This window comes from Halotalea alkalilenta (genome assembly GCF_001648175.1).
GTDB lineage: Bacteria > Pseudomonadota > Gammaproteobacteria > Pseudomonadales > Halomonadaceae > Halotalea > Halotalea alkalilenta_A.
The window spans coordinates 1,943,849-1,966,925 of record NZ_CP015243.1; the positions used below are offsets into that span (position 1 = coordinate 1,943,849).

Genomic DNA, 23,077 nt, shown 5'->3' on the forward strand with positions numbered 1-23,077 from the left:
GTTCGTATCTTCTGCTCGGTGGGGGCAGGGATGCGTGGGCGGCGTCGCCGCTGGGCGAGGCGAGAGCCTGTCCCCATGATGCTCGAGAATGTGTTAGAACGTGTGCTCGAAAAAGGAGCGTTCATCGACGCCACGGTAGCATATCTTAACACGCGCGGCAGCTGGGCTCGCTTGCTGTGCACCGGGCGCGATGATAACGTTTGCCTCCGCACAGGATTCCGGTCTGCTCTAGGTACCCCTACACAATGTTCAAACGTTTACGTGGACTGTTCTCCAGCGATCTGTCGATCGACCTGGGAACGGCCAACACGCTGATTTACGTCCGTGGTCGCGGGATCGTGCTCGATGAACCTTCGGTAGTGGCCATTCGCCAGTCTGGCAACATGAGAACCGTCGCCGCCGTCGGCCTCGACGCCAAGCGCATGCTCGGCCGCACCCCTGGCAACATCACCGCCATCCGCCCGATGAAGGATGGAGTGATCGCCGATTTCACCGTCACCGAGCAGATGCTCCAGTATTTCATCCGCAAGGTCCATCAGAGCACTTTCATGACCCCCAGCCCGCGCGTGCTGGTCTGCGTGCCGTGCATGTCGACCCAGGTCGAGCGCCGCGCGATCAAGGAGTCGGCCGAAGGTGCCGGCGCCCGCGAGGTGTTCCTGATCGAGGAGCCGATGGCGGCGGCGATCGGTGCGGGTCTGCCGGTCGAGGAGGCTCAGGGTTCGATGGTGGTCGACATCGGCGGTGGCACCACCGAGATCGCGATCATCTCGCTTTCCGGCGTGGTCTACTCCGAGTCGGTGCGGGTCGGCGGCGATCGCTTCGACGAGGCGATCACCGGCTACGTGCGTCGCCACTACGGCAGCCTGATCGGCGAGGCCACCGCCGAGCGGATCAAGGAAGAGATCGGCTGCGCCTACCCCGGCGGCGAGCTGCGCGAGATCGACGTGCGCGGCCGCAACCTGGCCGAGGGCGTGCCGCGCAGCTTCACGCTCAACTCCAACGAGATCCTCGACGCCTTGCAGGAGCCGCTGTCGGCGATCGTCTCGGCGGTCAAGAGCGCGCTCGAGCAGTCACCTCCCGAGCTTGCCTCCGACATCGCCGAGCGAGGCCTCGTGATCACCGGCGGTGGCGCGCTGCTGCGCGACATCGACAAGCTGATCGCCGAGGAGACCGGCCTGCCGGTGATCATCGCCGACGATCCGCTGACCTGCGTCGCGCGCGGCGGTGGCAAGGCGCTGGAGATGATCGACCAGCACGCCTTCGAGCTATTCTCGATCGACTGAGGCGACGCGATGGTCGCATTCGGCCGGTGCCGCGGCCCGCGCCCTGCGCGGTGATTCCGCGGCGTCGCCGTTTCGTTCGTGCGTGGAGGATGGCCTATCAAGCCGCTGTTCATTCATGGCCCGCTTCCCGGTTACCGCATGCTGCTCTGCGCGGTGTTGGCGGGAGCGCTGCTGTTTCTCGATCATCGCTATACCTGGATGGACCAGGTGCGCGCCGAGGCCTCGACCCTGGTCGCGCCGATCCAGTGGCTGGTCAGCCTGCCCGCCGAAGGTTTCAGCTGGGCGTCGATGACCTTTTCGACCCAGCGCTCGCTGGTCGAGGAAAACCGCAGCCTGCGTGAGCAGCTGGTGCTGCTGTCGCAGCGTGCCCAGCGGATGGAGAGCGTCAGCGCCGAGAACGCCCGCCTGCGCGCGCTGCTCAAGGCCACCCCTCGTGATGAGATTCCCTACCTCACCGCCGAGCTGATGATGCTCGACAACGACCCCTTCATCCAGCAGATGATCGTCAATCGCGGTGCCCGCGAAGGCGTCTACGTCGGCCAGCCGGTGATCGACGCCTCCGGGGTGGTTGGCCAGGTGATCTCGGTCTCGCGCTACACTAGCCGGGTACTGATGATCAGCGATCCCAGCCATGGGGTGCCGGTGCAGATCGTGCGCAACGGGCTGCGCTTCATCGTCCAGGGCGGCGGCGGTCCCGAGGGGCTGGTGGTCCAGAACGTTCCCAACAACGCCGATATCCGCGAGGGCGACCTGCTGGTCACCTCCGGGCTCGGCGGCGGCTTCCCCCAGGGCTACCCGGTAGCGACCGTGGTCAGCGTGCAGCAGAATCCCAACGGGCCCTTCGCCCGGGTGGAGGCGCAGTCCTCGGCGCAGCTCGACCGCAGCAGGCAGTACCTGTTGCTGTTCGCACGCGACGCGATCGCCGCGCACGAACTCGTCCCTCTCAACCAGGAAGCGCTGGACGCGGCGATCAGGGTCGCCTCCGTAGCGCAGGCGGGAGACTAGAATGGCGGCCCAGAGCAAGCACGCGGTCTATCCGACGGTATGGGTCACGCTGATGATCTCGCTGGTGCTGCAGGTGATGCCGATGCCCGAGAGCATGCTGCTGCTGCGACCGCACTGGCTGGCGATGACCTTGATCTACTGGTGCCTGGCGCTGCCACGCCAGGTGGGCGTGTTCCACGGCTTCTGCGCCGGGCTGCTGCTCGATCTGCTCGAGGGTACGCCGATGGGCCAGAATGCGCTGCTGCTCTCGGTGGTCGCCTTCCTCGCCCTGCTGCTCTACCAGCGCATGCGGGTCTATTCGCTGTGGCAGCAGGCGCCGATGGTGATGGTGATCACCGGGCTCGTGCTGCTCGGCGAGCAGTGGCTCAGGGTCGCCTTCGGCGTCTCTCGGCTGCACGTGCAGTTCATTTTCTCCGCGCTGCTCAGCGGGATGCTGTGGCCGTGGTTCTTTACTTTGATGCTCAACGTGCGGCGGCGATTCGCCCAGGGTTGAGCCTGCTTCGGAGCATGCGATGGGTGCTGATTCGCCGACACTCTGCCTCGCCTCCGCCTCGCCGCGACGCCTCGAACTGCTGGCGTCGATCGGCGTGGTGCCGGACGCGATACGCGCTGCGGACATCGACGAGACGCCCGGTGCCGACGAGCCGGCCGCGGCCTACGTCGAACGGATGGCCGAGGAGAAGGCCCGGGCCGTCAAAGGCGAGGTCGGCCAGGTCCTGGTGCTCGGCGCCGACACCGCGGTGGTGGTGGGAGGAGAAATCCTCGGCAAACCGCGCGACCGGGACGACTTCATGCGCATGTTCGCGCTGCTCGCCGGTCGCGAGCATCGGGTGATTTCGGCGGTATCGCTCTACGGTCGCGATGGCGTCCAGCACCGCTGCCGGGTCGAAACCAGGGTGTCGCTGCGCCGGATATCTCCCGCCGAGCTCGATGCCTACTGGGCAAGTGGGGAGCCGTGCGACAAGGCTGGCGGCTACGCCATCCAGGGACGAGGGGCGCTGTTCGTCGAGCGCATCGATGGCAGCTACTCGGCGGTGGTGGGGCTGCCGCTCTACGAGACGGGGCGGCTGCTGTCGGATGCGGGGCTGGCCCTGTGGCGTGTCTGATACACCGTGGCGATGCCTCGGGCTCGCGGTCATAATCTGAAGGACGAATCGGGCTTGCGTCCGTCACACGGAGGATAAGGACATCCCATGAGCGGCGAAGTACTGATCAATCTGACTCCGATGGAAACCCGGGTCGCGGTGGTCGAGAACGGTGTGCTCCAAGAGGCATCGATCGAGCGCAATCGTCGTCTCGGCATCGTCGGCAACATCTACAAGGGCAAGGTGGTGCGCGTGCTGCCAGGCATGCAGGCGGCGTTCGTCAACATTGGCCTCGAGCGCGCCGCCTTCATCCATGCCAACGAAGTGGCGCCGCTCGGCCACGGTGGTCCGGAGCCCTCGATCCGCGAGCTGCTCCACGAGGGGCAGTCGCTGGTGGTGCAGGTGGTCAAGGAGCCGATCGGTGGTAAAGGCGCCCGACTCACCACCCATCTCTCGATTCCCTCCCGCTACCTGGTGCTGATGCCGCACTCCGCCCACATCGGCGTCTCCCAGCGGATCGAGGACGAGCGTGAACGCGAGCGGCTGCGCGAGCTCGCCGAGCGCGCGCTCACCGAGGCCGGGGAGGAGGCGCCCGAAGGGGGGCTGATCGTGCGCACCGCGGCCGAGGGGGTCGAGCTGGATGCGCTGGTCGCCGACGTGCAGTTTCTCGGCAGGCTCTGGCGGCAGGTCGAGCGGCGCAGGCTCGAGGCGATCGCGCCGGCCGAGATCTACCATGACCTGCCGCTGTTCCTGCGTACGCTGCGCGACGTGATGCGCGACGACGTCGAGCGGGTTCGCATCGATTCGCGCGAGAACTTCGTCAAGCTCAAGGCCTTCGCCCAGGAGTTCATGCCCTCGCTCGAGCCGCGTGTGGAGTACTATCCCGGCGAGCGGCCGATCTTCGATCTGTTCTCGGTGGAGGATGAACTGGCCCGGGCGCTGGAGCGCAAGGTGCAGCTCAAGTCGGGCGGCTACCTGGTGATCGACCAGACCGAGGCGATGACCACCATCGACGTCAATACCGGAGCCTACGTCGGGCATCGCAACCTCGAGGAGACGATCTTCAAGACCAACCTCGAGGCCGCCACCGCGATCGCTCGCCAGCTACGGCTGCGCAACCTCGGCGGGATCATCATCATCGATCTGATCGACATGGAGGACACCGAGCACCAGCGCCAGGTACTCAGGGTGCTGGAGAAGGCGCTCGAGCGCGACCACGCCAAGACCAGCCTTTCCGGGGTCACCGAGCTCGGTCTGGTCCAACTGACTCGCAAGCGCACCCGTGAGAGCCTTGAACAGGTGCTCTGCGAGCCTTGCAAGGTGTGTCGCGGGCGCGGTTCGCTGAAGACCGCTGAAACCGTATGCTACGAAATCCTCCGTGAGATCCTGCGCGAGGAGCGCGCCTATGGCGCCGAGACCTACATGGTGCTCGCCTCCCAGGCGGTGGTCGACCGGCTGCTCGACGAGGAGTCGGCGGCGGTGGCCGATCTCGAAAGCTTCATCAACAAGACCATTCGCTTCCAGGTCGAAAGCCATTACTCGCAGGAGCAGTACGATCTCGTACTGATCTAGCCGATGCATCCGCTGCGTATCCTGCTTCGCTGGTCGTTGACCCTGGTTGCCATTGTGCTGGTCACGCTGGCGGTGCTGACCCTCAATCTGCGCATCGAGCCGTGGCGGTTCAGCGACGATTCTCGACTGGTGGCGCTGCTCGGTTTGCCCGACGATGTCCAGCTGAGCTTCGATCATCTGTCGCTGGGCCTGCGCGGCCATGAACTCGAGCTCCAGCTCGATGATCTCGGCCTGATCCAGCCGGCCGGCGCCAGCCGCCGCCGGCTGCTCGAGCTCGACCGGCTGACCCTGCGGCTCGACCTTTGGCGCTCGCTGCGCCTGCGCCAGCCGGCGATTTCCTGGCTCGATGCGGACGGTGTGGCGGTACGCCTCTACCAGCGCGCCGACGGCCGCTGGTGGCAAGCTGACGAGGCGCAAGAGGGTGACGGTTTCAAGCTCGATTTCGCCACGCTCGACCGGCTGCTGGACAATCTCCAGGGCAGTCGCGCGCGAGTCACCCGGGCGAGGGTCGACTTCTACGCCCTCGATGGGCACCGTCGCCTGGAGCTGCCCCGTGCCGAGCTGGCATCCGACGGCGAAGGGCGCGTCGCGCTCGAGCTGAGCGCCGCGCTGGCCGGCAGCCGGCAGCCGGGCCTCACTGTCCAAGCGCTGCTGCCACATGACCGGCAGCTGCCCATTCAAGCCTACCTGCATCTCGACGCCAATCAGGCGACCAGCATCGCCAGCCTGTTCAGCCAGCAGTTCGACTATCGTTTCGACGCCGACGGCAGCATCGATGCCTGGGCGACGTGGGAGCGCGGCGCACCCACCGATCTGCGCCTGGCGCTCGAGCTGCCAAGCCTTGAGGTCGGCCGCACCGACGACGCTGAGCGCCACCTGGCGCTCAGCCAGGTCTCGCTGGCGCTGGCGCTCGGCTATCGCGATGGAGGCTGGCACGGTGCCTTCGATCGCCTCGCCGGTCTCGATGAACATGGCGCCGCACTCACCCTGCCGCGCTTTGGCTCGCTCTCCGGGGGCGATCGATCGCTATCGCTTGCGCTGCCGCAGTTTCGCGCCGAATCGGTGAACCTGATCTGGCCGCTGCTGCCGCTCTCCGAAGGGCTGCGCCAGACCCTCGCCGATCTCTCGCCCAAAGGTGAAGTGGCCGGTGCGCAGCTCGATCTCGATCTGGGAGAAGGGTTGGCCTTGCGGGACCGGCTGCGGATTCGCGCCGCGGCGCGCCAAGCCGAGATCTCCTCGCACGATGAGATTCCCGCCATCGGACCGGTGGATGGCTGGGTCGATACCACGCTGCGTAGGGGTTGGGCGCGGCTGAAAAGCGACCAGCCGCTGCGCTTTTCGCTGCCCACCGTATTCAGTCGCGATTGGCGCCTCGACACGCTGTCCGGGCGTCTCGATTGGACTTTGAACGAGGATGGACAAGCGCTCAGCGGCAGCGAGCTGAGCTTCACTCGCGACGGTGCCACGGCCGATGGCCAATTCTCACTGTCGCTGCCGGACGACGATCGAAACCAATTCACCCTCGAGCTTGGGCTGCGCGATGCGGTGCTGCGCGACGCCAGCGACTGGGTGCCGATGCGCAAGCTGGGGCCGGAGCTGGGCGAGTGGCTCGAGCGGAACCTGCGCGGTGGCGAGGTGCCCGAGGGGCGCTTCGGGCTTTCGCTGATCTTCGGTCATCCCCGCGGACGCCCGGAGCTCGAACATCGTATCGACTTCGACGACCCTGATGAGCCGAGCGAGTTGCAGCTCGAGCTCGCCGTGCGGGAGGCGACCCTGGGTTATCTCGAGGGCTGGCCGCCGATCACCCGGCTGGACGGTAGTTTCAAGCTCGACGGCACCGAGATGGAAGGGCGGATCGACCGTGCCGAGCTCGCGGGGCTCGAGAGCCGGGGGGGCAGCTTTTCGTTGCACGACGATTTGCTCTCGGTCGAAGGTCCAGTGAGCGGTGACGCCAGCGCGCTGCTCGAGATCCTGAAGGCCGCACCGTTCGACGACCAGGCGCTCAACCAGCAGTTCGCGCAGTGGCAAGCGAGCGGCCCGCTCGACGGTGAAGTGAAACTCGAGGTGCCGTTCGAGGGTCAGGGCGCCGGCAACGTGCGTCTCGAGGCCAGCGGCAGGGTGCGCGGCGGCAGCGCGACCCTGACCCAGAAACAGCTGTCGTTCGACGACATCGATGCCCGCGTGCGTTTCCTGCTCCAGGGTGAGCGGCTGTCACTCTCGGGGGGCGGCGATGGGCGCGCCTTCGACGGGCCGGTGGAGGGGTCGGTGGATGTCGCCGACGGTCAGGGCGGGGTCGACTTCTCCGGCAGTGCCGACGCGGCCAGGGTGCTCGACTGGCTCGGCCTCGCCGGCCTTGTGCCCGATATCTCGGGGCGCACGGACTACCAGGGCAGACTGTCGATGGTTCCGGCCGGGCCCGTGGATCTCGAACTGACATCGACCCTCGAAGGTGTGGAACTGCCGCTGCCCTCGCCGCTCGGCAAGCGTCCGGATGAAGCCGCGCCGCTGCGCTTGGTGATGAACGTCTCCGACGGTGAAGGCGAGGTGGAGATCGACAGCCGGCTCAAGGTGCGCTGGCGCAATGAGCTCGAGGATGGCCAGGTATGGATCCAGCAGTGGCCGCGCCAGCCGCAGTGGGATGCCGGCGATGGCTGGAGCCTGCATTGGGTGGCACCAAGGTTGGCGCCGCTTGAATGGAAAGACGCGATCGCTCGGATCGACTCCGACAGGATCGGGAAGCAACCCTCGGAAGAAGGCGGTACGTCGGCTCAGCAGGGAGTCAAGATCCGCCGTGCGGCCTTGGTCACCGAGTGTTTGGAGCTGCAAGGGCGCTGCATGGGGCCGATTTCGATCGATGCGGACCACGTCGGCGAGGCTTGGCACGCCCAGGTCGAGAGTGACCTGGCTCGAGGCCAAGTGAGCTGGGACCCTGTCTCGGGGCGGCCGATCGAGGCGCACTTCAGCGAGGTCGATCTCGACCCGCTGCTGGTGCTGATCCCGCAGAGCCTCGAGAGCGAGCCCGACGAAAGCGCCAGGTTCTTCGAACAAGTACTGGCGGTACCGGGGCCGCCGACCAGGCTCGCGCCGCTGCCTCAGGCGCTGACCGGGCTGCCCAGCGGATTCATCAGCATCGATCGGCTGCAGGCGCGAGGCCGCGAAGGCGCCCTCGAGCTCGGCTGGCGAACCAGCGATCATAGCCTGGACATCGACCGGCTACGCATCGCCCTGGCAGGCTCCATGCTCGAAGGCGAGCTGCACTGGAGCCGCGCCGGGGAGGCCAGCGTGACCCGCGGAATGCTGACCCTCAATCACCGCGACTTCGGCGATCTGCTTGAATTGCTGGGCCAGCCGAAGGTACTCAGCACCCCGGGAGGCGGGCGTATCAGCGCCAGTTTCGCCTGGCCCGGGGCACCTTGGCAGCCTAGCTGGGCGACCGCCACTGGCAAGCTGGGCCTGGATATCGGCGATGGGAGTTTCACTGCGATCGAGTCCACCTCGGCTCGGTTGGTGGGGCTGCTCAATTTCGACAACCTGCTGCGCCGACTGCGCCTCGACTTCACCGATCTGACCCGTAGCGGCACCTCTTTCAACAGCATCCGCGGCAGCGCCAACCTGAGCGACGGAGTGCTGACCAGCAACGGGCCGGTGCTGATTTCAGCACCGGCGACCAACTTCAGCATCGATGGACAGGTCAATTTGGTTCAGCGTACCCTGAATCAACGCCTTGGCGTCACCTTGCCGGTATCGCAGAGCCTGCCATTGGCGGCGCTGCTTGCCGGGGCGCCCCAGGTCGGCGGTGTGCTGCTGCTGTTCCACTGGGCCTTCGGCGGCTGGATCGACAAGGTGACCGAACTCCATTATCGGATCGAGGGCCCTTGGGCCGAGCCGAACTTCAGGATGGAAAGTGCACGCTAATGAACATTCCCGCCTTAGATGCGCCCTTGGCGCCCGATGACGTTCGCGGCCTGATCACGCAGGCCAGCGACGCGCTGCTCGCCCCGGGTGGCCTTGACCTCGAGAGCCTCGACCAGGCCCTGGGACATGCGCTGGGTCCGGGGATCGACTTCGCCGAGCTGTTCTTCCAGCGCAGCTGGCGCGAGACCTGGTCGCTCGAGGATGGCGAGGTCAAGGACGCAGGATTCCACATTGATGGTGGCGTGGGTGTGCGCTCGCTGTGCGGTGAGAAGACCGGCTTCGCTTACTCCAATCAGATTACCGCGCAAGCGCTGGCCAAGACCGGCCATACCGCCGCGAGCATCGCTCGCGACGGTGGTCGGGCGGTCCAGGTCGCGGCGCGGGCATCGGTATTCGAACCGCGCTACGCCGCGATCGATCCCTTCGCCGGGCTCGAGGCGGCAGAGAAGGTCGCGTTGCTGAAGGAGGCCGACCGTATCGCCCGTGCCAGCGACCCCGCGGTGAGCCAGGTCAGCGTCTCGCTGGGCGCGGTCTACGACATCGTCATGGTGCGGGCGAGCGACGGTACGCTGGCGGCCGATGTGCGTCCGCTGGTGCGCTTCAACGTTTCGGTGATCGCCACGCGCAGCGGGCGTCGCGAGCGCGGCAGCGCCGGGGGTGGCGGGCGCTTCTCGATCAGCGAGCTGCGCGATCGCAACGTCGCCGAGCGTTACGCTCGTGAGGCCGTGCGCCAGGCGCTGGTCAACCTCGAGGCGGTCGATGCGCCGGCCGGCGAGCTGCCGGTGGTGCTCGCCGGCGGCTGGCCGGGGGTACTGCTGCACGAGGCGGTCGGCCACGGGCTCGAGGGAGACTTCAACCGCAAGGGCAGCTCGGCATTCTCCGGGCGGATCGGCGAGCGGGTCGCCGCGCCCGGGGTGACGGTGGTCGATGACGGTACTCTGGCGGGCCTGCGCGGCTCGCTCTCGGTCGACGACGAGGGTACGCCGAGCGCCTGTACGCCGCTGATCGAGGATGGCCGGCTGACCGGCTACATGCAGGACAAGCTCAATGCACGACTGATGGGGATGTCACCGACCGGCAACGGCCGGCGTGAGTCCTATGCCCATCTACCGATGCCGCGCATGACCAACACCTACATGCTCGCCGGCCAGCATCGGCCGGAGGAGATCATCGAGAGCGTCGAGCGCGGGCTCTATGCGGTGAGCTTCAGCGGTGGGCAGGTCGATATCACCTCGGGCAAGTTCGTGTTCGCCGCCAGTGAGGCCTACCTGATCGAGAACGGCCGGATCACCGCCCCGGTGAAAGGAGCGACGCTGATCGGCAGCGGTCCCGAGGCGATGGGGCGGATCTCGATGATCGGCGACGACATGATGCTCGACGAGGGCATCGGGGTGTGCGGCAAGGAAGGGCAGTCGGTGCCGGTGGGTGTCGGCCAACCGACCCTGAAGCTCGATGCGATCACGGTCGGCGGTACCCAGGTCTGAGCGTGGCCTGGCAGGCCTGAGCACAGCCTGGGTGGGGGCTCAGCGCCCGCTGGCGTCGCGCAGCAGTTTGAACAGCTTGCGCGCGCTGGCCGGCGGTTTGTCGGCCGCGCGTTCGCGCCGGGCATTGCGGATCAGCTGGCGCAGGCTCGAGAGTTCGATCGAGGGAAAGCGCGCGAGCACTTCGTCTAGCGCTTGGTCACCTTCTTCGATCAGGCGATCGCGTAGCCCTTCGAGTTCGTGGAAGGCAAGATCGCGCGCTTGTTTCTCATCTTCGATCGCGGCGAACGCGGCCTCGATGCCTGCCAGATCTTCACTGCGCATCAGCTTGCCGACGTACTGCATATGGCGACGTCGCGCCTCGTGGGCCTTGATCCGGCCCATCTCCTCGATCGCCGCGAGCATGTCGTCGGACAGCGGCAGGCGTCCGCGCAGCGCAGGGGATAGCTCGATGATCTCGGCGCCGAGCTTTTGCAGTGCGGTCATTTCGCGCTTGCGGCTTGATTTGCTCGGTGCGGCCTCGTCGAGGGAGACGTCTTCGTCGGTGCCATGCTTCGGGGGTCTGGCCATCGTCTGGTTCTCGAACGGATGCGGCGCGACAGTATAGCAGCCTCGCTCGATCTCGTCGGCGTGGGGCTTCGATGGATCAAGACCGGGCTTGCGGGCGAGTCCCGGACGAATCGGCATTTCAGGAGAATTTCATGAGCGAGGCCTTCGATGCCAAGCAGCAGCAGCGGACTCTCGAGGCGCGGGTCGCCCTCGCGGTCGAACACGCCAAGGCCAAGGGTGCCAGCGCGTGCGAAGTGGGCGCGAGCGCGAGCCAGGGGCTGGAGGTAAGCGTACGCCTGGGCGAGGTCGATACCATGGAGCTGTCACGGGACCAGGGGATTGGCGTGACGGTCTACTTCGGCACCCGCAAGGGCAGCGCCTCCACCAGCGACGACAGCGAGACCTCGGTGCGCGAAGCGGTGGAGCGCGCCTGTGCGATCGCTCAGTTCACCGGCGAGGATCCGGCCGCGGGGCTGGCCGATCCAGACCGGCTGGCCACCGAGTTTCCTGATCTCGATCTCTATCACCCCTGGGCGCTCAGCCCGGACGAAGCGATCGCGCTGGCGAGCCGCTGCGAGCGCGCGGGGCTCGAGGTCGCGGGGATCGACAACTCCGAGGGCGCCTCGGTCTCGAGCCATGAAGGGGTCAGCGTCTACGGCAACAGCCTTGGTTTTCTCCAGGGCCAGCGTGGCAGCCGCCATGGTTTCTCGTGCGTGCTGATCGCCCGCGACCAGGTCGGAATGCAGCGCGACTATGACTATTCCAGCGCGCGTGAGGCCGGTCAGCTGCGCGATCCTGAGGAGGTGGGCCGCAGCGCGGCACAGCGTGCGCTGCGCCGACTCGGCGGCCGCAAGCTCTCCACCGGGCGCTATCCTGTGCTGTTCGTGCCCGAACTCGCCAGTGGCCTGGTGGGGCATCTGCTCCAGGGGATCGCCGGCGGGGCGCTGTATCGGCAGTCGTCTTTCCTCTGCGATGCCCTTGGCGAGACGCTTTTCCCCGCGTGGTTCTCGCTCTTCGAGCGTCCTCGCGAGATGCGCGGCAGCGCCAGCGCCAACTTCGACAGCGAAGGGGTGGCGACGCGCGAAAATAGTTTCATCGATAGCGGGCGGTTGGCGAGCTACCTGCTCTCCAGCTACAGCGCCCGGCGGCTGGGGATGAATTCCACCGGCAACGCCGGTGGTGCACGCAACCTGCGTATCAGCGCGCCGCTCGAGTCGTTCGAGGCGCTGCTGGCGAAGATGTCGCGCGGGGTGGTGGTGACCGAACTGATGGGGCAGGGGGTCAATACGGTGACGGGAGACTACTCGCGCGGCGCCGCGGGGTTCTGGGTCGAGAACGGCGAGATCCAGTATCCGGTCGAGGGTTTCACCATCGCAGGCGACCTGCGCCGGATGTTCGCCTCGCTGGTGGGGATCGGAGACGATGTCGATCGACGCGGCAACGTGCACAGCGGCAGCTGGCTGCTCGAGGAGATGATGGTGGCTGGCTAGGCATTGAGGCCGCGGTCCGGGACGCCTGCGGTGCGTCCCGGGCAAGCCGGTTCACTCACTCGCCATGTACTACGAGTCGAGGGTGCCTCGCTTTTCAGTGGGAGCGGGCGGTGTCAGCCGACAAGCGGTTCGATGGTGCGCTGCACTTTCATCTCGCGGTGGCGCAGGCGTACCGAGGGATACTGGCTGGCGAAGTGGCGGGCGAGGCGTTCCACCAGGTAGACCGAGCGGTGCTGGCCGCCGGTACAGCCAATCGCTACGGTGAAGTAGCTGCGATGGCTCGAGAGATAGGCGGGCAGCCAGCGCTCCAGCCAGTCGCGGATCTCGCTGAACATCGCTTCGACCTCTGGAGCGCGCTCGAGGAACTCGACTACCGGCTGGTCTCTCCCGGTATGGTCGCGCAGCATCGGCTCCCAGTAGGGGTTGGGCAGGCAGCGGGCATCGAACACCATGTCGGCGTCGTGGGGGACGCCGTGCTTGAAGCCGAACGACTCGAAACTCAGGGTCAGCTGGACGGTGGTATGGCAGGCGACCTGCTCGGCGATCCGTGCGCGCAGCTCGTGCACCGAAAGGTTGGAAGTATCGATCACCAGGTCGGCGAGGTCGCGGATCGGGGCGAGGAAGTGCTCCTCGGTCTCGATCGCTTCCAGGAGCGTCATGTCACTCCCACGGGTCAATGGGTGACGTCGCCGAGTGGCCGAATAGCGCTCGAGCAGCTGGCGGGAATCGGCGGTGAGATAGACCACTTGAAGATCGATCTCGCGGGCGCCGAGGAATTCGACCAGCTCGGGCAGCCGTTCGAGGGCGTTGGGAAGGTTGCGCGCGTCGATGCTGACCGCCACCCTTCGCCGCTCGGGTGAATGGGTCTCGAGCTCGTCGAGCAGCGCGACCAGGAGCATCGCGGGAAGGTTGTCAATGGCGTAGAAGCCGAGATCCTCGAGCGCTTGGAGTGCGATCGATTTTCCAGAGCCGGAGCGGCCGCTGATGATCACCACTTGCATCATGCTGCGATTCCTCGCGCTGGTTGGAGCGGATACCCGCGAAGGATGGGATTCGAATGCCGCCAGCGGTCATCTTCGCCGGCAATGGTGACGAAAACACGACACGCCCCGCGTGAGGGCGTGTCGGCAGAGAGGCGACTGGGAATCAGAGACCAGCGGTGCCGGTGCCCTGGGCGCGCGCCAGGTGCTTTTCCTTATGCTTGACCAGCTGGCGGTCGAGCTTGTCGATCATCGAATCGATCGCTGCGTACATGTCGTCCTGCTCGTCGGTGCCGTGGAGCTCTCCTCCCGAGACGTTCATCTTGCACGCTGCCTGCTTGCGTTCTTTCTCCACCGACAGGGTCACCTGTACGTTGGTGATGTTGTCGTAGTGGCGCACCAAGCGTGCCAGCTTCTGGTTTACGTAGTCGCGCAGTGCGTCGGTCAGTTCAACGTGATGACCCGTGATGTTCACCTGCATGACATGCTCCTTGGCTGCGATGGACACTTTGATTGTAGCTGTTTTGCGCTCCCGACCAAGCCTCCCGATGATGATTATTGCTTCTATTTCAGGCTAGGCGCTTGCGCTCGCTCGAAGCGGGGATTCCCATCGACTCGCGGTACTTGGCTACGGTGCGCCGGGCGACGACGATGCCGTTCTCGGCCAGCAGCGAGACCAGGCGAGCATCGGAGAGCGGGCGGCGCGCGGGCTCTTCGCTGATCAGCTTCTTGATCCGGGCGCGTATCGCCGTGCTGGCATGGGTGTCGCCCTCGCCGCCGACGTGGCTCGAGAAGAAGTACTTGAGCTCGAATACGCCGCGCGGCGTGTGGATGTACTTGTGGGTGGTCACCCGCGAGATGGTCGATTCATGCATGCCGACCGCCTCGGCGATATCGGCGAGGATCAATGGCCGCATGCCTTCCTCGCCGCGTTCGATGAAGTCGCGCTGGCGCAGCATGATCTCGCGCCCGACCTTGAGCAGGGTCTCGTTGCGGCTCGACAGGCTCTTCATCAGCCAGCGGGCCTCTTGCAGGTGCTGTTTGAGGAAGGTGTTGTCGTCGCTTTTGTCCGCCCGCCGGATCAGGTTGGCGTAATCGGCCTGGATCCGCACTCGCGGCAGCGCCTCGGGATTGAGCTCGACCTGCCAGCCGATGTGGCTGTAGTGGCGCAGGGCGAGGTCGGGGATCACGTACTCCTGGGTGCTGTTGGAAAAACGCTGGCCGGGATAGGGATCGAGCGTGCGGATCGTCGCGATCACCGCGTCCAGCTCGGCGTCGTTCAGGCCGAGGCGGCGCTTGAGCAGCTTCATGTCGCAGCCGGCCAGCGCGTCGAGGAACTGGCGTACCAGCCGGCGCGCCTGGGCGAGATGCGGCGTGCCGGCGGGCAGGGCGTCGAGCTGGAGCAACAGGCATTCCTGCAGGTCGCGGGCGAACACGCCGGTGGGCTCGAGCTGCTGGAGCTGGAACAGTACCGCTTCGACCTCGCCGGTATCGACGCTCTCAAGGCCCTGGGCGCGCAGCCCCTCGACCAGTTCGTCGAACGAGTCGCGGAGATAGCCGCTGTCGTCGAGTCCGTCGAGCAGGGTCTCGGCGATCTGGCGCTGACGGGCGTCGAGGTCGAGCAGGCCGGTCTGCCAGCTGAGCAGGTCGAACAGGGTTTCGCCCCGGGCATTGCGTTCGATGTCGACCGGCTCGCCGCCGCTGGGTCCGATCGCTCCCAGCGCGGCATCCGGGAAGGTATCGCTCCACTCGTTGTCGAGGACGAGTTCCGTGGGGATATCCGTGGCCCATTCGTCCTGGGCCTCGGGATCGCGGTGCTCCTCGTCGCTCGATTCCTGGTCGAAGAATTCCTCGTCGAGCTCGAGCATGGGATTGCTCTCGAGCGCCGTCTGGATCTCCTGGCGCAGATCCAGCGTCGACAGCTGCAGCAGCTGGATCGCTTGCTGTAGCTGTGGCGTCATCGTCAGCTGGGTGCCGACACGCAGCTGCAAGGAGGATTTCATCATCGTGGTGTCAGGGCATTCTCAATGGGATGCCTTAACGCTATACCGGCCTGACGAGGATGTGCAAGAACTAAAAGCGTTGTGGTTAGCAAGTTTCATGCCAGCTTGCTAAAACAGGGCTTTTCGTGCCTTGGGGCGGCGGCGGAGTGCCTGCCTCAAGGCATCAAAGGCGGAAGTCCTGGCCGAGATAGACGTCGCGCACATGCTGGTTGGCGAGGATCGCGCTGGCATCGCCTTCGGCGATGATCTTACCGTCGCCGACGATATAGGCATTGTCGCAGATGTCGAGCGTCTCACGCACGTTGTGGTCGGTGATCAGCACGCCGATGTTGCGGCTGCGCAGCTGGCGCACGATGCCTTTGATCTCGTTGACCGAGATCGGGTCGACCCCGGCGAATGGCTCATCGAGCAGGATGAACGCAGGCTCGGTGGCCAGGGCGCGGGCGATTTCGACGCGCCTGCGTTCGCCACCGGAGAGGCTCATGCCCTGGTTGTCGCGGATATGGCTGATGCTGAACTCTTCGAGCAGCTGGTCGAGGCGGGCACTGCGCCCCTTGTGGTCGAGGTCCTTGCGGGTCTCGAGGATAGCGAGGATGTTGTCGGCCACGCTCAGCTTGCGAAAGATCGAGGCTTCCTGGGGCAGGTAGCCGATGCCGGCGCGCGCACGCACGTGCATCGGCTTCTGGCTGAGATCAAGATCGTCGATGCTGACCCGGCCGGCGTCGGCCTGGATCAGGCCGACGATCATGTAAAACGATGTGGTCTTGCCGGCGCCGTTCGGGCCGAGCAGGCCGACGATCTCGCCCTGGCTGATCGACAGGCTGATGTCTTGGACCACCCGGCGCTTCTTGAAACTCTTGGCCAGGTGGGCGGCGTGCAGCGTTTTCATAGATCGCTCCGCTGATCCTTGGGGATTCGGCTGGTGAAAGGCGTGGGTCGGGTCAGTTGCTGCCGCCTTCGGGGGTAAGCGTCATGTTGACCCGGCCGCCGGCTTCGCCTCCCTGGGACTGCTGGCCGCCACGGGCATTGACCTGCCGCGAATCGAGGAAGTACTCGACGTAGGCACCGGTGAAGGTGTCGCCGCCGCGGTGCAGCTCGGCGTTGCCCAGCATCTCCACCCGCCGCTCGCCGGCGTGGTAGATCAGCGTGTCGCCCCAGCCGCGAACCAGCGATTCCTGAGGGCTCGGCTGCTGTTCGATATAGGCGCGCTGGCCGCTGGTGCCGGTCGCGCGCATGGTCGACAGGCCGCCGCTGGCGCCGCGCTGGAGTTCGACACGCTGTGCATCGAGCTTGAGGCTGCCCTGTTCGACATGCACGGTGCCGGTATAGACCGCGGTGCCGGCCTGATCGTCGATCGTCAGCTGGTCCGCGGAGATATGGATCGGCTGCTGGGCGTCGCTCTCCAGCGCCAGTACGGGCCCGGCGAGCAGCATGGCGAGCAGCGCGGTGGCGGCGGGGAGAGTGGGGATGAGCCGTCGTGGGGTCATGACCGGGTTCCTTGCTGTTCGCTTGTGATGTTCTGGTCGGCGGTCGACCACCGTGGGTATTCGATCGACAGCGCGGCTCAGCGATCGGGCAGCAGCGTACCGCTGACGTTGCCTTCGAGCAGCATGCGATCCTCGTTGATCCATGCCTGGAAGCGATCGCCACGGGTTCGCTGCTCACCCTGGAAGAAGCGCGATTCGCTGTCGCTCCACACCCGTGCGCTGTCGCGGTCGTATTCGAGCGTGTCGGTTTCGAGCCGCCAGAGATCATCGGGCTGCACGGCGCGTGCGTTGCCCGACAGCGTGATCCGATCGCCGCCGGGGCCGACCCGGCCGTGGTCGCCGGTGATTCGCCAGTGGCGCTCGTTTTCGTCGATCAGCCCGATCACCGGCGTGTCGGCGAGGCTGACGTCGCTGTCGCTGATATGGGTCACCCTTGGCGATTCGAGGGTCTGGTACGGGCGGCCCTGCTGGTCGAAACGCGTATAGACGACCTGCTCGAGATAGTAGTCCGGTTCGCCCTCGCTGCTGTCGGGCAGTGGGCCGGGCGAGAGCAGCTCGCCACGCTGGTCGATCAGCGCGAGCACCCCGCCGACCGCGAGCAGGATCATTACCAGCCACAAGCGGTTCGCGTTGCGTTTCAACCATGCCATGCCGAGTCGTGTCCTAGGGCGTGTGATCAAATCGGTGCGGTCCCAGCGCGCGCGGCGTTCGCCGCTGCGGCTTGAGAACCCAGGATCGAGCGGGAGTTCCGCCGTAGGGCCGCAGTATACGTCATGGTGCGGCCTGGCGCGGCAGTCGGTAGCCGGCGACTATCCCGGCCCATGCCCCGCGCGCCTCGAGCAGCAGTTCGCACAGTTCGCGTACCGCGCCCTGGCCGCCGCGTCGTTCGGTGACGTAGTCGGCGTGGACGCGCACGTATTCCGGGGCGTTGGCCACGCTGAGGCCGAGTCCCGCGGCCTGGATCGCGCCAAGGTCTGGGAGGTCGTCGCCGCAGTAGGCGCATTCGTCGAGCGTGATGCCGAGCCGCGAGGCCAGTTCGGTGAGCGCTCGGTGCTTGTCGTTGCGTCCCTGGAGCAGATGGGCAATGCCGAGCTCGCTGGCGCGTCTTGCGACCATCGGTGAATCGCGTCCGGTGATCAAGGCGATGTCGATGCCGTGCTCCAGCGCAAGCCTCAGGCCGAGGCCGTCCTGGGTGTCGAAGACCTTGGTTTCGCCGCCGTCGGAGTGATAGTGCACCGCACCGTCGGTGAGCACGCCATCGACGTCGAGCGCGAGCAGCCGCACCCTGGACGCGCGTTCGCCGAGGGAAGGAGAGTGTTGAGTCATTGCGGTGGGGTTCCTTTGCGAAGGAGGGACGCTTGGGCGTGTCGCCACGCCCTAGACCACGCCCCGGTTGAGCAGGTCCTGGACCTTCAGCGCGCCGACCAGGCGCCGCTCGGGATCGAGCACCGCGAGTGCGGTGATGTTGCGCTTTTCCATGATCCTGAGCGCCTCGGCGGCGAGCATCGATGGGGTCACGCTGATCGGGGTCGAGGTCATCACCTCCTCGATCGGCACGCTGTCGAGATCGATCCGGCGATCGAGGGTGCGGCGCAGGTCACCGTCGGTGTAGATGCCGAGCAGATGCCGTTCGGCGTCGACCACGCAGGTGAAGCCGAGCCCCTTCTCGGTGATCTCGAACAGCGTGTCGCGTACTGAATCTCCCGGCGAGACGCAAGGGATCTCCTCGCCTTCGTGCATCACGTCGGCGACGGTGAGCAGCAGTTGGCGGCCGAGGCTGCCGCCTGGGTGGGAGAGGGCGAAGTCCTCGATGCCGAAGCCGCGGGCCTCGAGCAGCGCGATCGCCAGCGCATCGCCAAGGGCGAGGGCGGCGGTGGTCGAAGAGGTCGGCGCGAGGTTGAGCGGGCAGGCTTCCTTTTCCACCCCGCCATCGAGAAAGGCGTCGGCGTGGCGGCCGAGGGTCGATGCGCGTCGACCCGAAAGCGCGATCACGACCACCCCCTTGCGCTTGAACAATGGCAAAAGCTCGGTGACCTCGCGGGTCTCGCCCGAGTGGGAGAGGGCGATCACCACGTCCCGCTCGGTAAGCATGCCGAGATCGCCGTGGCTGGCCTCGCCCGGATGGAGGAAGAACGCCGGGGTGCCGGTGCTCGCCAGGGTCGCCGCGAGCTTGCGGGCGATATGCCCGGACTTGCCCATGCCGGTCACCACCACCCGGCCCTGGCAGGCGAGCACCAGCTGGCAGGCGCGGTCGAAGCCAGCGTCGAGGCGCGGGACCAACGCCTCGACGGCATCGCGCTCGAGGGTCAGGGTGCGCCGGGCGCTGGCCCGGAAGTCGAAATCCAAGTCTTTGATCATGGTGCGGATTCTGGCCTGAGTGCACGCCGGCATCAAGAGCGCCGCGCGCGGCGGGCGCGAGTGGCGGCTTTAAGCATCGCAATCGGTGCGAGGAGTACACCGAACTTGATGTTAGGATACAATGTTCGATAATTTGGCGGCCGCATCGTAGCGGCGGTTGGGTGCTTTCCCCCGTCGTCGTCTTCGATGATACTCCGCTGCGTTCGAAGCTGCCGGTCGGCGCTTCGGTCAATTTGCAACGATGGGAGTGGCATGATCCGCTCGAATCTAATTGAAGTCGTCAACCTGAGTTTCTCCCGCGGCGATCGTGAGATCTTTCGCGGCGTCGACCTACAGGTACCGGCGGGCAAGGTGACCGCGATCATGGGGCCGAGCGGCACCGGCAAGACCACCTTGCTGAAGCTCATCGGTGGCCAGCTGGCGCCTGACGCGGGTCGGGTGAGCATCGCCGGACAGGACGTCCACCAGCTCTCCCGCCGGGCGCTGTTCGCGCTTCGCCGGCGGATGGGGATGCTGTTCCAGAGCGGCGCGCTGTTCTCGGACCTTTCGGTATTCGAGAACGTGGCTTTTCCGCTGCGGGTGCACACCGATCTGCCCGAGTCGATGATCCGCGACCAGGTATTGATCAAGCTCGAGGCGGTAGGCTTGCGCGGTGCCCGCGAATTGATGCCGTCCGAGCTCTCCGGTGGCATGACGCGTCGCGTGGCGCTTGCCCGCGCGATCGCGCTCGACCCGGAACTGATCATGTACGACGAGCCTTTCGTCGGCCAGGATCCGATTTCCAAAGGCGTGCTGGTCAAGCTGATCAAGGACTTGAACCGTGCTTTCGCGATGACCTCGGTGATCGTTTCCCACGATATCCAGGAGACCCTGTCGATCGCGGACTACGTCTACCTGATCGCCGATGGCAAGGTGATGGCCCACGGCACGCCTGCCCAGCTCGATACCGAGGCCGACCCGAAGGTCAGCCAGTTCATTCACGGCGAACCGGATGGACCGGTGCCGTTCCATTACCCGGCGGCACCCTTCGCCGACGAGCTGCTTGGTGCGGGGAGGCCGGCATGATCGATTGGTTGGCCGGTCTCGGCCGTAGCACACTCGATGTCGTCGGTGGCATCGGCCGCTCGGCGATCCTGCTGGTGCGCTCGCTGTTCGGCGTGCCCGGCGTCGAGGGGTTTCGCCTGTGGCTGCGCCAGATGCACTTCGTCGGCGTGCTGTCGCTGCCGATCATTCTGGTCTCGGCGCTGTTCATCGGCATGGTCATCGCGCTGCAGGGCTATATGATCCTGGTAGATTTCGGCGCCGACGCCGCGCTCGGCCAGATGGTGGCGCTTTCGCTCCTGCGTGAGCTCGCCCCGGTGGTCGCTGCGCTGCTGTTCGCCGGACGCGCCGGCTCCGCGCTGACTGCCGAGATCGGTCTGATGAAGGCGACCGAACAGCTCACCAGCATGGAGATGATCGGGGTCGACCCGCTGCGCCGGGTGATCGCGCCGAGGCTCTGGGCCGGTCTGGTCTCCCTGCCGCTGCTGGCGGTGATCTTCGCGGTGGTCGGGATCTACGGCGGCTACCTGGTGGGCGTCGAGTGGCTGGGCGTCTATCCCGGCTCCTATTGGGGCAACATGCAAGCGAATGTCGATTTCGTCCACGATGTACTCAACGGCGTGGTCAAGAGCGTGGTGTTCGGCCTGGTGGTGACCTGGATCGCGGTGTTCCAGGGTTATGATCTGGTGCCCACCTCCGAAGGTATCTCCCGTGCCACCACGCGCACGGTCGTCTATGGTTCACTCGCGGTGCTCGGGCTCGACTTCGTGCTCACCGCGCTGATGTTTGGAGACAGTTGATGAAGCAGCGCACCAGATTGATGGAGTGTGGCGTAGGCCTGTTCGTTCTCGCAGGCTTCCTCGGGCTGATCTATCTCGGTCTGCAGGTGAGCGGCATTACTCCGGGCCAGCGCGGCGAGACCTTCACGCTCCATGCCAACTTCGGTGACATCGGTGGCCTGCGCGCCAATTCGCGGGTCACCATGGCCGGAGTCACGGTGGGGCGGGTCACCGCCATCTCCCTCGACGATCAGTGGTTCGACGGCCACGTCACGATGGAGATCAGCGATGAGCTGCGTGACAAGCTCAGCACCGACAGCACCGCGGCGATCCTCACCTCGGGGCTGCTCGGTGAACAGTACGTCGGGCTCACCACCGGGGCCGACCCCGAGACGCTCAAGGATGGCGATACCATCCGCGACACCCAGCAGGCGCTGGTGCTCGAGAATCTGATTCAGCAGTTCATTTCCAACATGGGCAGCAGCGGCAGCTGAGTCCGGCGTCGGCGCCAGCGGATGGCGCCGGCGGTCACCCAGGCGCCGCGCCCGCGGCGTCCGCATCAGGAGCAATCGATGAAAGCGATAGTCAAATATTGCGCGCTGCTGACGATGGGGATGGCAATCGCCTTCGCTAGCGTCGCGCGCGCCGATCAGCCGGCGGACATCGTCACTCGCAGCATCAATCAGCTGCAGCAGGAGACCCAAGGGCGCAGCGCCGAGTTCCAGCAGAACCCGAATGAGCTGCGCACCCTGCTCGAACGCCAGCTGCTGCCGATCGCGGATTTCCCCTACATCTCCGCGATGGTGATGGGGCGCTACTATCAGGCGGCCTCGACCGAACAGCGCCAGCGCTTCGCGTCGACGTTCCAGGAGTCCACGCTCGACACCCTCACCCGCGGCCTGCTGACCTTCGATTATGAAGAGCTCGAGGTGAGCAGTGCCCAGCAGGCGCAGCGCTACGACGACCAGGCCAACGTCAGCCTCGAGGTGCGCGGCACCGATGGCAAGCGTTATCCGGTCTCGTTCACCATGCGTGAGCGCAACGGCGATTGGAAAGTGATCAACGTGATCGTCAACGGCATCAATCTTGGGCTGACTTTCCGCAACCAGTTCGACCAGGCGATGCGCGAGCACAATCGTGATTTCGACGCGGTCATCCAGGCCTGGGATCCGAGTGCCGCGGTGGAAGAGATCCAGAGCTCGGACGGCTCGGACGATGCGAATGGCTGAGCTTTTGATCGAAAGCGAGGACGTCACGCTGCGCGCCGAGGGCGACACGCTTGTCGTTCAGGGACGTCCCGGGTTCGACAGCGCCGCTCGGCTCGCCGAGGCCGGGCGTGCCTGGCTCGGCAAGGTCGGGCACGGTAAGGCGGGGCAGGGCGGGGCAGCGCAGGACAAGGTGCGCTTCGACGTCAATGGCGTCGAGATATCCAATAGCGCGGTGCTTTGCGTGCTGTTGGAGTGGCTGCGTACCGCGCGGCAAAGGGGTCTCGAGGTCGAGGCGATCGAGCTGCCGGCGCGGATGCGCGATCTGGTCGAGTTTTCCGGTCTCACTCCGGTGCTCGCCACCAGCGCCGAGCATCTCTCCACTTCCGCCTGAGCCACGCTTGGCCTGCCAATCTTGGCCCGCCCCTTTCAGTCGATGCCCTGCGCCGTTTAATATGGTGCCCCTTTGAATTCTTCGGCAGCCGGTTCGCTCCAGGGTGAACCGGCTGCCCCCCGTTTTCCAGCACCCGCCCGGCGTCATCGGCCGGTGCCAGGCGTTATGAGAGGAGTGATATCGACCATGCAACCCCAAGAGGTGAAGGCACGGCTCGAATCCCGGATCGACGACTGCGAGTTTCACATCCAGGGCGAAGGCTGCAACTTTCAGGTGACCGCGATCAGCGAGCGTTTCGAGGGGCTCACCCCGGTCAAGCGCCAGCAGCTGATCTACGCCGCGCTCGGTGACGAGATCGCCAGTGGCGAACTCCACGCGGTGAGCATCCGCACCTACACGCCCGAGCAGTGGGCGCAAAACACCGCCGTCACTTCACGCTGACGCCTTCGG

23 protein-coding genes are annotated in these 23,077 nt (G+C 66.0%); 14 read left to right on the forward strand and 9 right to left on the reverse strand.

Going from position 1 to position 23,077, the window contains the following annotated elements; translation table 11 throughout:
* Positions 1-245 precede the first annotated feature (245 nt).
* The 7 genes from A5892_RS08520 (at position 246) to tldD (ending at position 10,344) form a co-directional block, all read left to right on the forward strand.
* Positions 246-1,283 (forward strand): rod shape-determining protein, encoded by a 1,038-nt coding sequence (locus A5892_RS08520; RefSeq protein WP_064122448.1) that lies wholly within the window; start codon positions 246-248, stop codon positions 1,281-1,283.
* A 78-nt stretch (positions 1,284-1,361) separates the two neighbouring features.
* On the forward strand, positions 1,362-2,288 hold the full coding sequence (mreC, locus tag A5892_RS08525; RefSeq protein WP_317627716.1) for a rod shape-determining protein MreC: 927 nt from the start codon (positions 1,362-1,364) through the stop codon (positions 2,286-2,288).
* A 1-nt stretch (position 2,289) separates the two neighbouring features.
* Positions 2,290-2,781, forward strand: a complete 492-nt coding sequence (mreD, locus tag A5892_RS08530) for a rod shape-determining protein MreD (RefSeq protein WP_064122450.1) — start codon at positions 2,290-2,292, stop codon at positions 2,779-2,781.
* A 19-nt stretch (positions 2,782-2,800) separates the two neighbouring features.
* The gene (locus A5892_RS08535) at positions 2,801-3,394 is read left to right on the forward strand and encodes a Maf family protein (RefSeq protein ID WP_064122451.1); all 594 of its coding nucleotides are present in this window, start codon (positions 2,801-2,803) and stop codon (positions 3,392-3,394) included.
* Positions 3,395-3,481: 87 nt separating this feature from the next.
* The gene (gene rng / locus A5892_RS08540; RefSeq protein WP_064122452.1) at positions 3,482-4,945 is read left to right on the forward strand and encodes a ribonuclease G; all 1,464 of its coding nucleotides are present in this window, start codon (positions 3,482-3,484) and stop codon (positions 4,943-4,945) included.
* 3 nt (positions 4,946-4,948) lie between these two features.
* On the forward strand, positions 4,949-8,860 hold the full coding sequence (locus A5892_RS08545; RefSeq protein WP_064122453.1) for a YhdP family phospholipid transporter: 3,912 nt from the start codon (positions 4,949-4,951) through the stop codon (positions 8,858-8,860).
* Complete coding sequence (gene tldD, locus A5892_RS08550; protein ID WP_082890342.1) at positions 8,860-10,344, forward strand: metalloprotease TldD; 1,485 nt, start codon at positions 8,860-8,862, stop codon at positions 10,342-10,344. Before A5892_RS08545 ends, tldD begins: the two co-directional genes overlap by 1 nt.
* Positions 10,345-10,383: 39 nt before the next feature.
* Here tldD and yjgA read toward each other — a convergent pair whose 3' ends face one another.
* Positions 10,384-10,911, reverse strand: coding sequence for a ribosome biogenesis factor YjgA (gene yjgA, locus A5892_RS08555; RefSeq protein WP_064124389.1), 528 nt, complete (start codon positions 10,909-10,911; stop codon positions 10,384-10,386).
* Positions 10,912-11,042: 131 nt separating this feature from the next.
* Here yjgA and pmbA point away from each other — a divergent pair, with 131 nt between their 5' ends.
* The gene (pmbA, locus tag A5892_RS08560; RefSeq protein WP_064122454.1) at positions 11,043-12,380 is read left to right on the forward strand and encodes a metalloprotease PmbA; all 1,338 of its coding nucleotides are present in this window, start codon (positions 11,043-11,045) and stop codon (positions 12,378-12,380) included.
* Positions 12,381-12,493: 113 nt separating this feature from the next.
* Here the strand turns inward: pmbA and rapZ are convergent, their stop codons facing one another.
* From rapZ to A5892_RS08600, 8 genes are all read right to left on the reverse strand, one after another.
* Positions 12,494-13,381: an RNase adapter RapZ gene (gene rapZ, locus A5892_RS08565; RefSeq protein ID WP_064124390.1), complete on the reverse strand. Its 888-nt coding sequence runs from the start codon at positions 13,379-13,381 to the stop codon at positions 12,494-12,496.
* Positions 13,382-13,526: 145 nt separating this feature from the next.
* Complete coding sequence (hpf, locus tag A5892_RS08570; protein WP_064122455.1) at positions 13,527-13,841, reverse strand: ribosome hibernation-promoting factor, HPF/YfiA family; 315 nt, start codon at positions 13,839-13,841, stop codon at positions 13,527-13,529.
* Between the two features lie 88 nt (positions 13,842-13,929).
* Positions 13,930-15,366: an RNA polymerase factor sigma-54 gene (locus A5892_RS08575; RefSeq protein WP_223302833.1), complete on the reverse strand. Its 1,437-nt coding sequence runs from the start codon at positions 15,364-15,366 to the stop codon at positions 13,930-13,932.
* 160 nt (positions 15,367-15,526) lie between these two features.
* On the reverse strand, positions 15,527-16,252 hold the full coding sequence (gene lptB, locus A5892_RS08580; protein ID WP_064122456.1) for an LPS export ABC transporter ATP-binding protein: 726 nt from the start codon (positions 16,250-16,252) through the stop codon (positions 15,527-15,529).
* A gap of 52 nt (positions 16,253-16,304) precedes the next feature.
* Positions 16,305-16,850, reverse strand: a complete 546-nt coding sequence (lptA, locus tag A5892_RS08585) for a lipopolysaccharide transport periplasmic protein LptA (protein ID WP_064122457.1) — start codon at positions 16,848-16,850, stop codon at positions 16,305-16,307.
* A gap of 77 nt (positions 16,851-16,927) precedes the next feature.
* Positions 16,928-17,500 (reverse strand): LPS export ABC transporter periplasmic protein LptC, encoded by a 573-nt coding sequence (gene lptC / locus A5892_RS08590; protein ID WP_064122458.1) that lies wholly within the window; start codon positions 17,498-17,500, stop codon positions 16,928-16,930.
* Between the two features lie 121 nt (positions 17,501-17,621).
* Entirely contained in the window at positions 17,622-18,176 is a 555-nt protein-coding gene (locus A5892_RS08595; protein ID WP_064122459.1) for a KdsC family phosphatase, read from the reverse strand.
* A 51-nt stretch (positions 18,177-18,227) separates the two neighbouring features.
* Complete coding sequence (locus tag A5892_RS08600) at positions 18,228-19,208, reverse strand: KpsF/GutQ family sugar-phosphate isomerase (RefSeq protein WP_064122460.1); 981 nt, start codon at positions 19,206-19,208, stop codon at positions 18,228-18,230.
* Between the two features lie 252 nt (positions 19,209-19,460).
* On the opposite strand from A5892_RS08600, the gene A5892_RS08605 reads away from it, so the two are divergent.
* The 6 genes from A5892_RS08605 to A5892_RS08630 all read left to right on the forward strand — a co-directional run bounded on the left by A5892_RS08605 (position 19,461) and on the right by A5892_RS08630 (position 23,068).
* Positions 19,461-20,273, forward strand: coding sequence for an ATP-binding cassette domain-containing protein (locus A5892_RS08605; protein WP_064122461.1), 813 nt, complete (start codon positions 19,461-19,463; stop codon positions 20,271-20,273).
* On the forward strand, positions 20,270-21,049 hold the full coding sequence (gene mlaE / locus A5892_RS08610) for a lipid asymmetry maintenance ABC transporter permease subunit MlaE (RefSeq protein WP_064122462.1): 780 nt from the start codon (positions 20,270-20,272) through the stop codon (positions 21,047-21,049). Before A5892_RS08605 ends, mlaE begins: the two co-directional genes overlap by 4 nt.
* Positions 21,049-21,522, forward strand: coding sequence for an outer membrane lipid asymmetry maintenance protein MlaD (gene mlaD / locus A5892_RS08615; RefSeq protein WP_043446851.1), 474 nt, complete (start codon positions 21,049-21,051; stop codon positions 21,520-21,522). The genes mlaE and mlaD overlap by 1 nt, the downstream gene beginning before the upstream one ends.
* 78 nt (positions 21,523-21,600) lie before the next feature.
* On the forward strand, positions 21,601-22,257 hold the full coding sequence (locus A5892_RS08620) for an MlaC/ttg2D family ABC transporter substrate-binding protein (protein WP_064122463.1): 657 nt from the start codon (positions 21,601-21,603) through the stop codon (positions 22,255-22,257).
* Positions 22,250-22,627, forward strand: a complete 378-nt coding sequence (locus tag A5892_RS08625; protein ID WP_064122464.1) for an STAS domain-containing protein — start codon at positions 22,250-22,252, stop codon at positions 22,625-22,627. The genes A5892_RS08620 and A5892_RS08625 overlap by 8 nt, the downstream gene beginning before the upstream one ends.
* 186 nt (positions 22,628-22,813) lie before the next feature.
* Positions 22,814-23,068, forward strand: coding sequence for a BolA family protein (locus tag A5892_RS08630; protein WP_064122465.1), 255 nt, complete (start codon positions 22,814-22,816; stop codon positions 23,066-23,068).
* The last annotated feature ends 9 nt before the right edge of the window (positions 23,069-23,077 follow it).

What these genes read in the sequence shown, in the direction of transcription:
- A5892_RS08520 (WP_064122448.1), top strand. Translation starts at nt 246, where the DNA reads ATGTTCAAACGTTTACGTGGACTGTTCTCCAGCGATCTGTCGATCGAC.
- mreD (WP_064122450.1), top strand. Translation starts at nt 2,290, where the DNA reads ATGGCGGCCCAGAGCAAGCACGCGGTCTATCCGACGGTATGGGTCACG.
- A5892_RS08535 (WP_064122451.1), top strand. Translation starts at nt 2,801, where the DNA reads ATGGGTGCTGATTCGCCGACACTCTGCCTCGCCTCCGCCTCGCCGCGA.
- rng (WP_064122452.1), top strand. Translation starts at nt 3,482, where the DNA reads ATGAGCGGCGAAGTACTGATCAATCTGACTCCGATGGAAACCCGGGTC.
- A5892_RS08545 (WP_064122453.1), top strand. Translation starts at nt 4,949, where the DNA reads ATGCATCCGCTGCGTATCCTGCTTCGCTGGTCGTTGACCCTGGTTGCC.
- tldD (WP_082890342.1), top strand. Translation starts at nt 8,860, where the DNA reads ATGAACATTCCCGCCTTAGATGCGCCCTTGGCGCCCGATGACGTTCGC.
- yjgA (WP_064124389.1), bottom strand. Translation starts at nt 10,911, where the DNA reads ATGGCCAGACCCCCGAAGCATGGCACCGACGAAGACGTCTCCCTCGAC.
- pmbA (WP_064122454.1), top strand. Translation starts at nt 11,043, where the DNA reads ATGAGCGAGGCCTTCGATGCCAAGCAGCAGCAGCGGACTCTCGAGGCG.
- rapZ (WP_064124390.1), bottom strand. Translation starts at nt 13,381, where the DNA reads ATGCAAGTGGTGATCATCAGCGGCCGCTCCGGCTCTGGAAAATCGATC.
- hpf (WP_064122455.1), bottom strand. Translation starts at nt 13,841, where the DNA reads ATGCAGGTGAACATCACGGGTCATCACGTTGAACTGACCGACGCACTG.
- A5892_RS08575 (WP_223302833.1), bottom strand. Translation starts at nt 15,366, where the DNA reads ATGATGAAATCCTCCTTGCAGCTGCGTGTCGGCACCCAGCTGACGATG.
- lptB (WP_064122456.1), bottom strand. Translation starts at nt 16,252, where the DNA reads ATGAAAACGCTGCACGCCGCCCACCTGGCCAAGAGTTTCAAGAAGCGC.
- lptA (WP_064122457.1), bottom strand. Translation starts at nt 16,850, where the DNA reads ATGACCCCACGACGGCTCATCCCCACTCTCCCCGCCGCCACCGCGCTG.
- lptC (WP_064122458.1), bottom strand. Translation starts at nt 17,500, where the DNA reads ATGGCATGGTTGAAACGCAACGCGAACCGCTTGTGGCTGGTAATGATC.
- A5892_RS08595 (WP_064122459.1), bottom strand. Translation starts at nt 18,176, where the DNA reads ATGACTCAACACTCTCCTTCCCTCGGCGAACGCGCGTCCAGGGTGCGG.
- A5892_RS08600 (WP_064122460.1), bottom strand. Translation starts at nt 19,208, where the DNA reads ATGATCAAAGACTTGGATTTCGACTTCCGGGCCAGCGCCCGGCGCACC.
- A5892_RS08605 (WP_064122461.1), top strand. Translation starts at nt 19,461, where the DNA reads ATGATCCGCTCGAATCTAATTGAAGTCGTCAACCTGAGTTTCTCCCGC.
- mlaE (WP_064122462.1), top strand. Translation starts at nt 20,270, where the DNA reads ATGATCGATTGGTTGGCCGGTCTCGGCCGTAGCACACTCGATGTCGTC.
- mlaD (WP_043446851.1), top strand. Translation starts at nt 21,049, where the DNA reads ATGAAGCAGCGCACCAGATTGATGGAGTGTGGCGTAGGCCTGTTCGTT.
- A5892_RS08620 (WP_064122463.1), top strand. Translation starts at nt 21,601, where the DNA reads ATGAAAGCGATAGTCAAATATTGCGCGCTGCTGACGATGGGGATGGCA.
- A5892_RS08625 (WP_064122464.1), top strand. Translation starts at nt 22,250, where the DNA reads ATGGCTGAGCTTTTGATCGAAAGCGAGGACGTCACGCTGCGCGCCGAG.
- A5892_RS08630 (WP_064122465.1), top strand. Translation starts at nt 22,814, where the DNA reads ATGCAACCCCAAGAGGTGAAGGCACGGCTCGAATCCCGGATCGACGAC.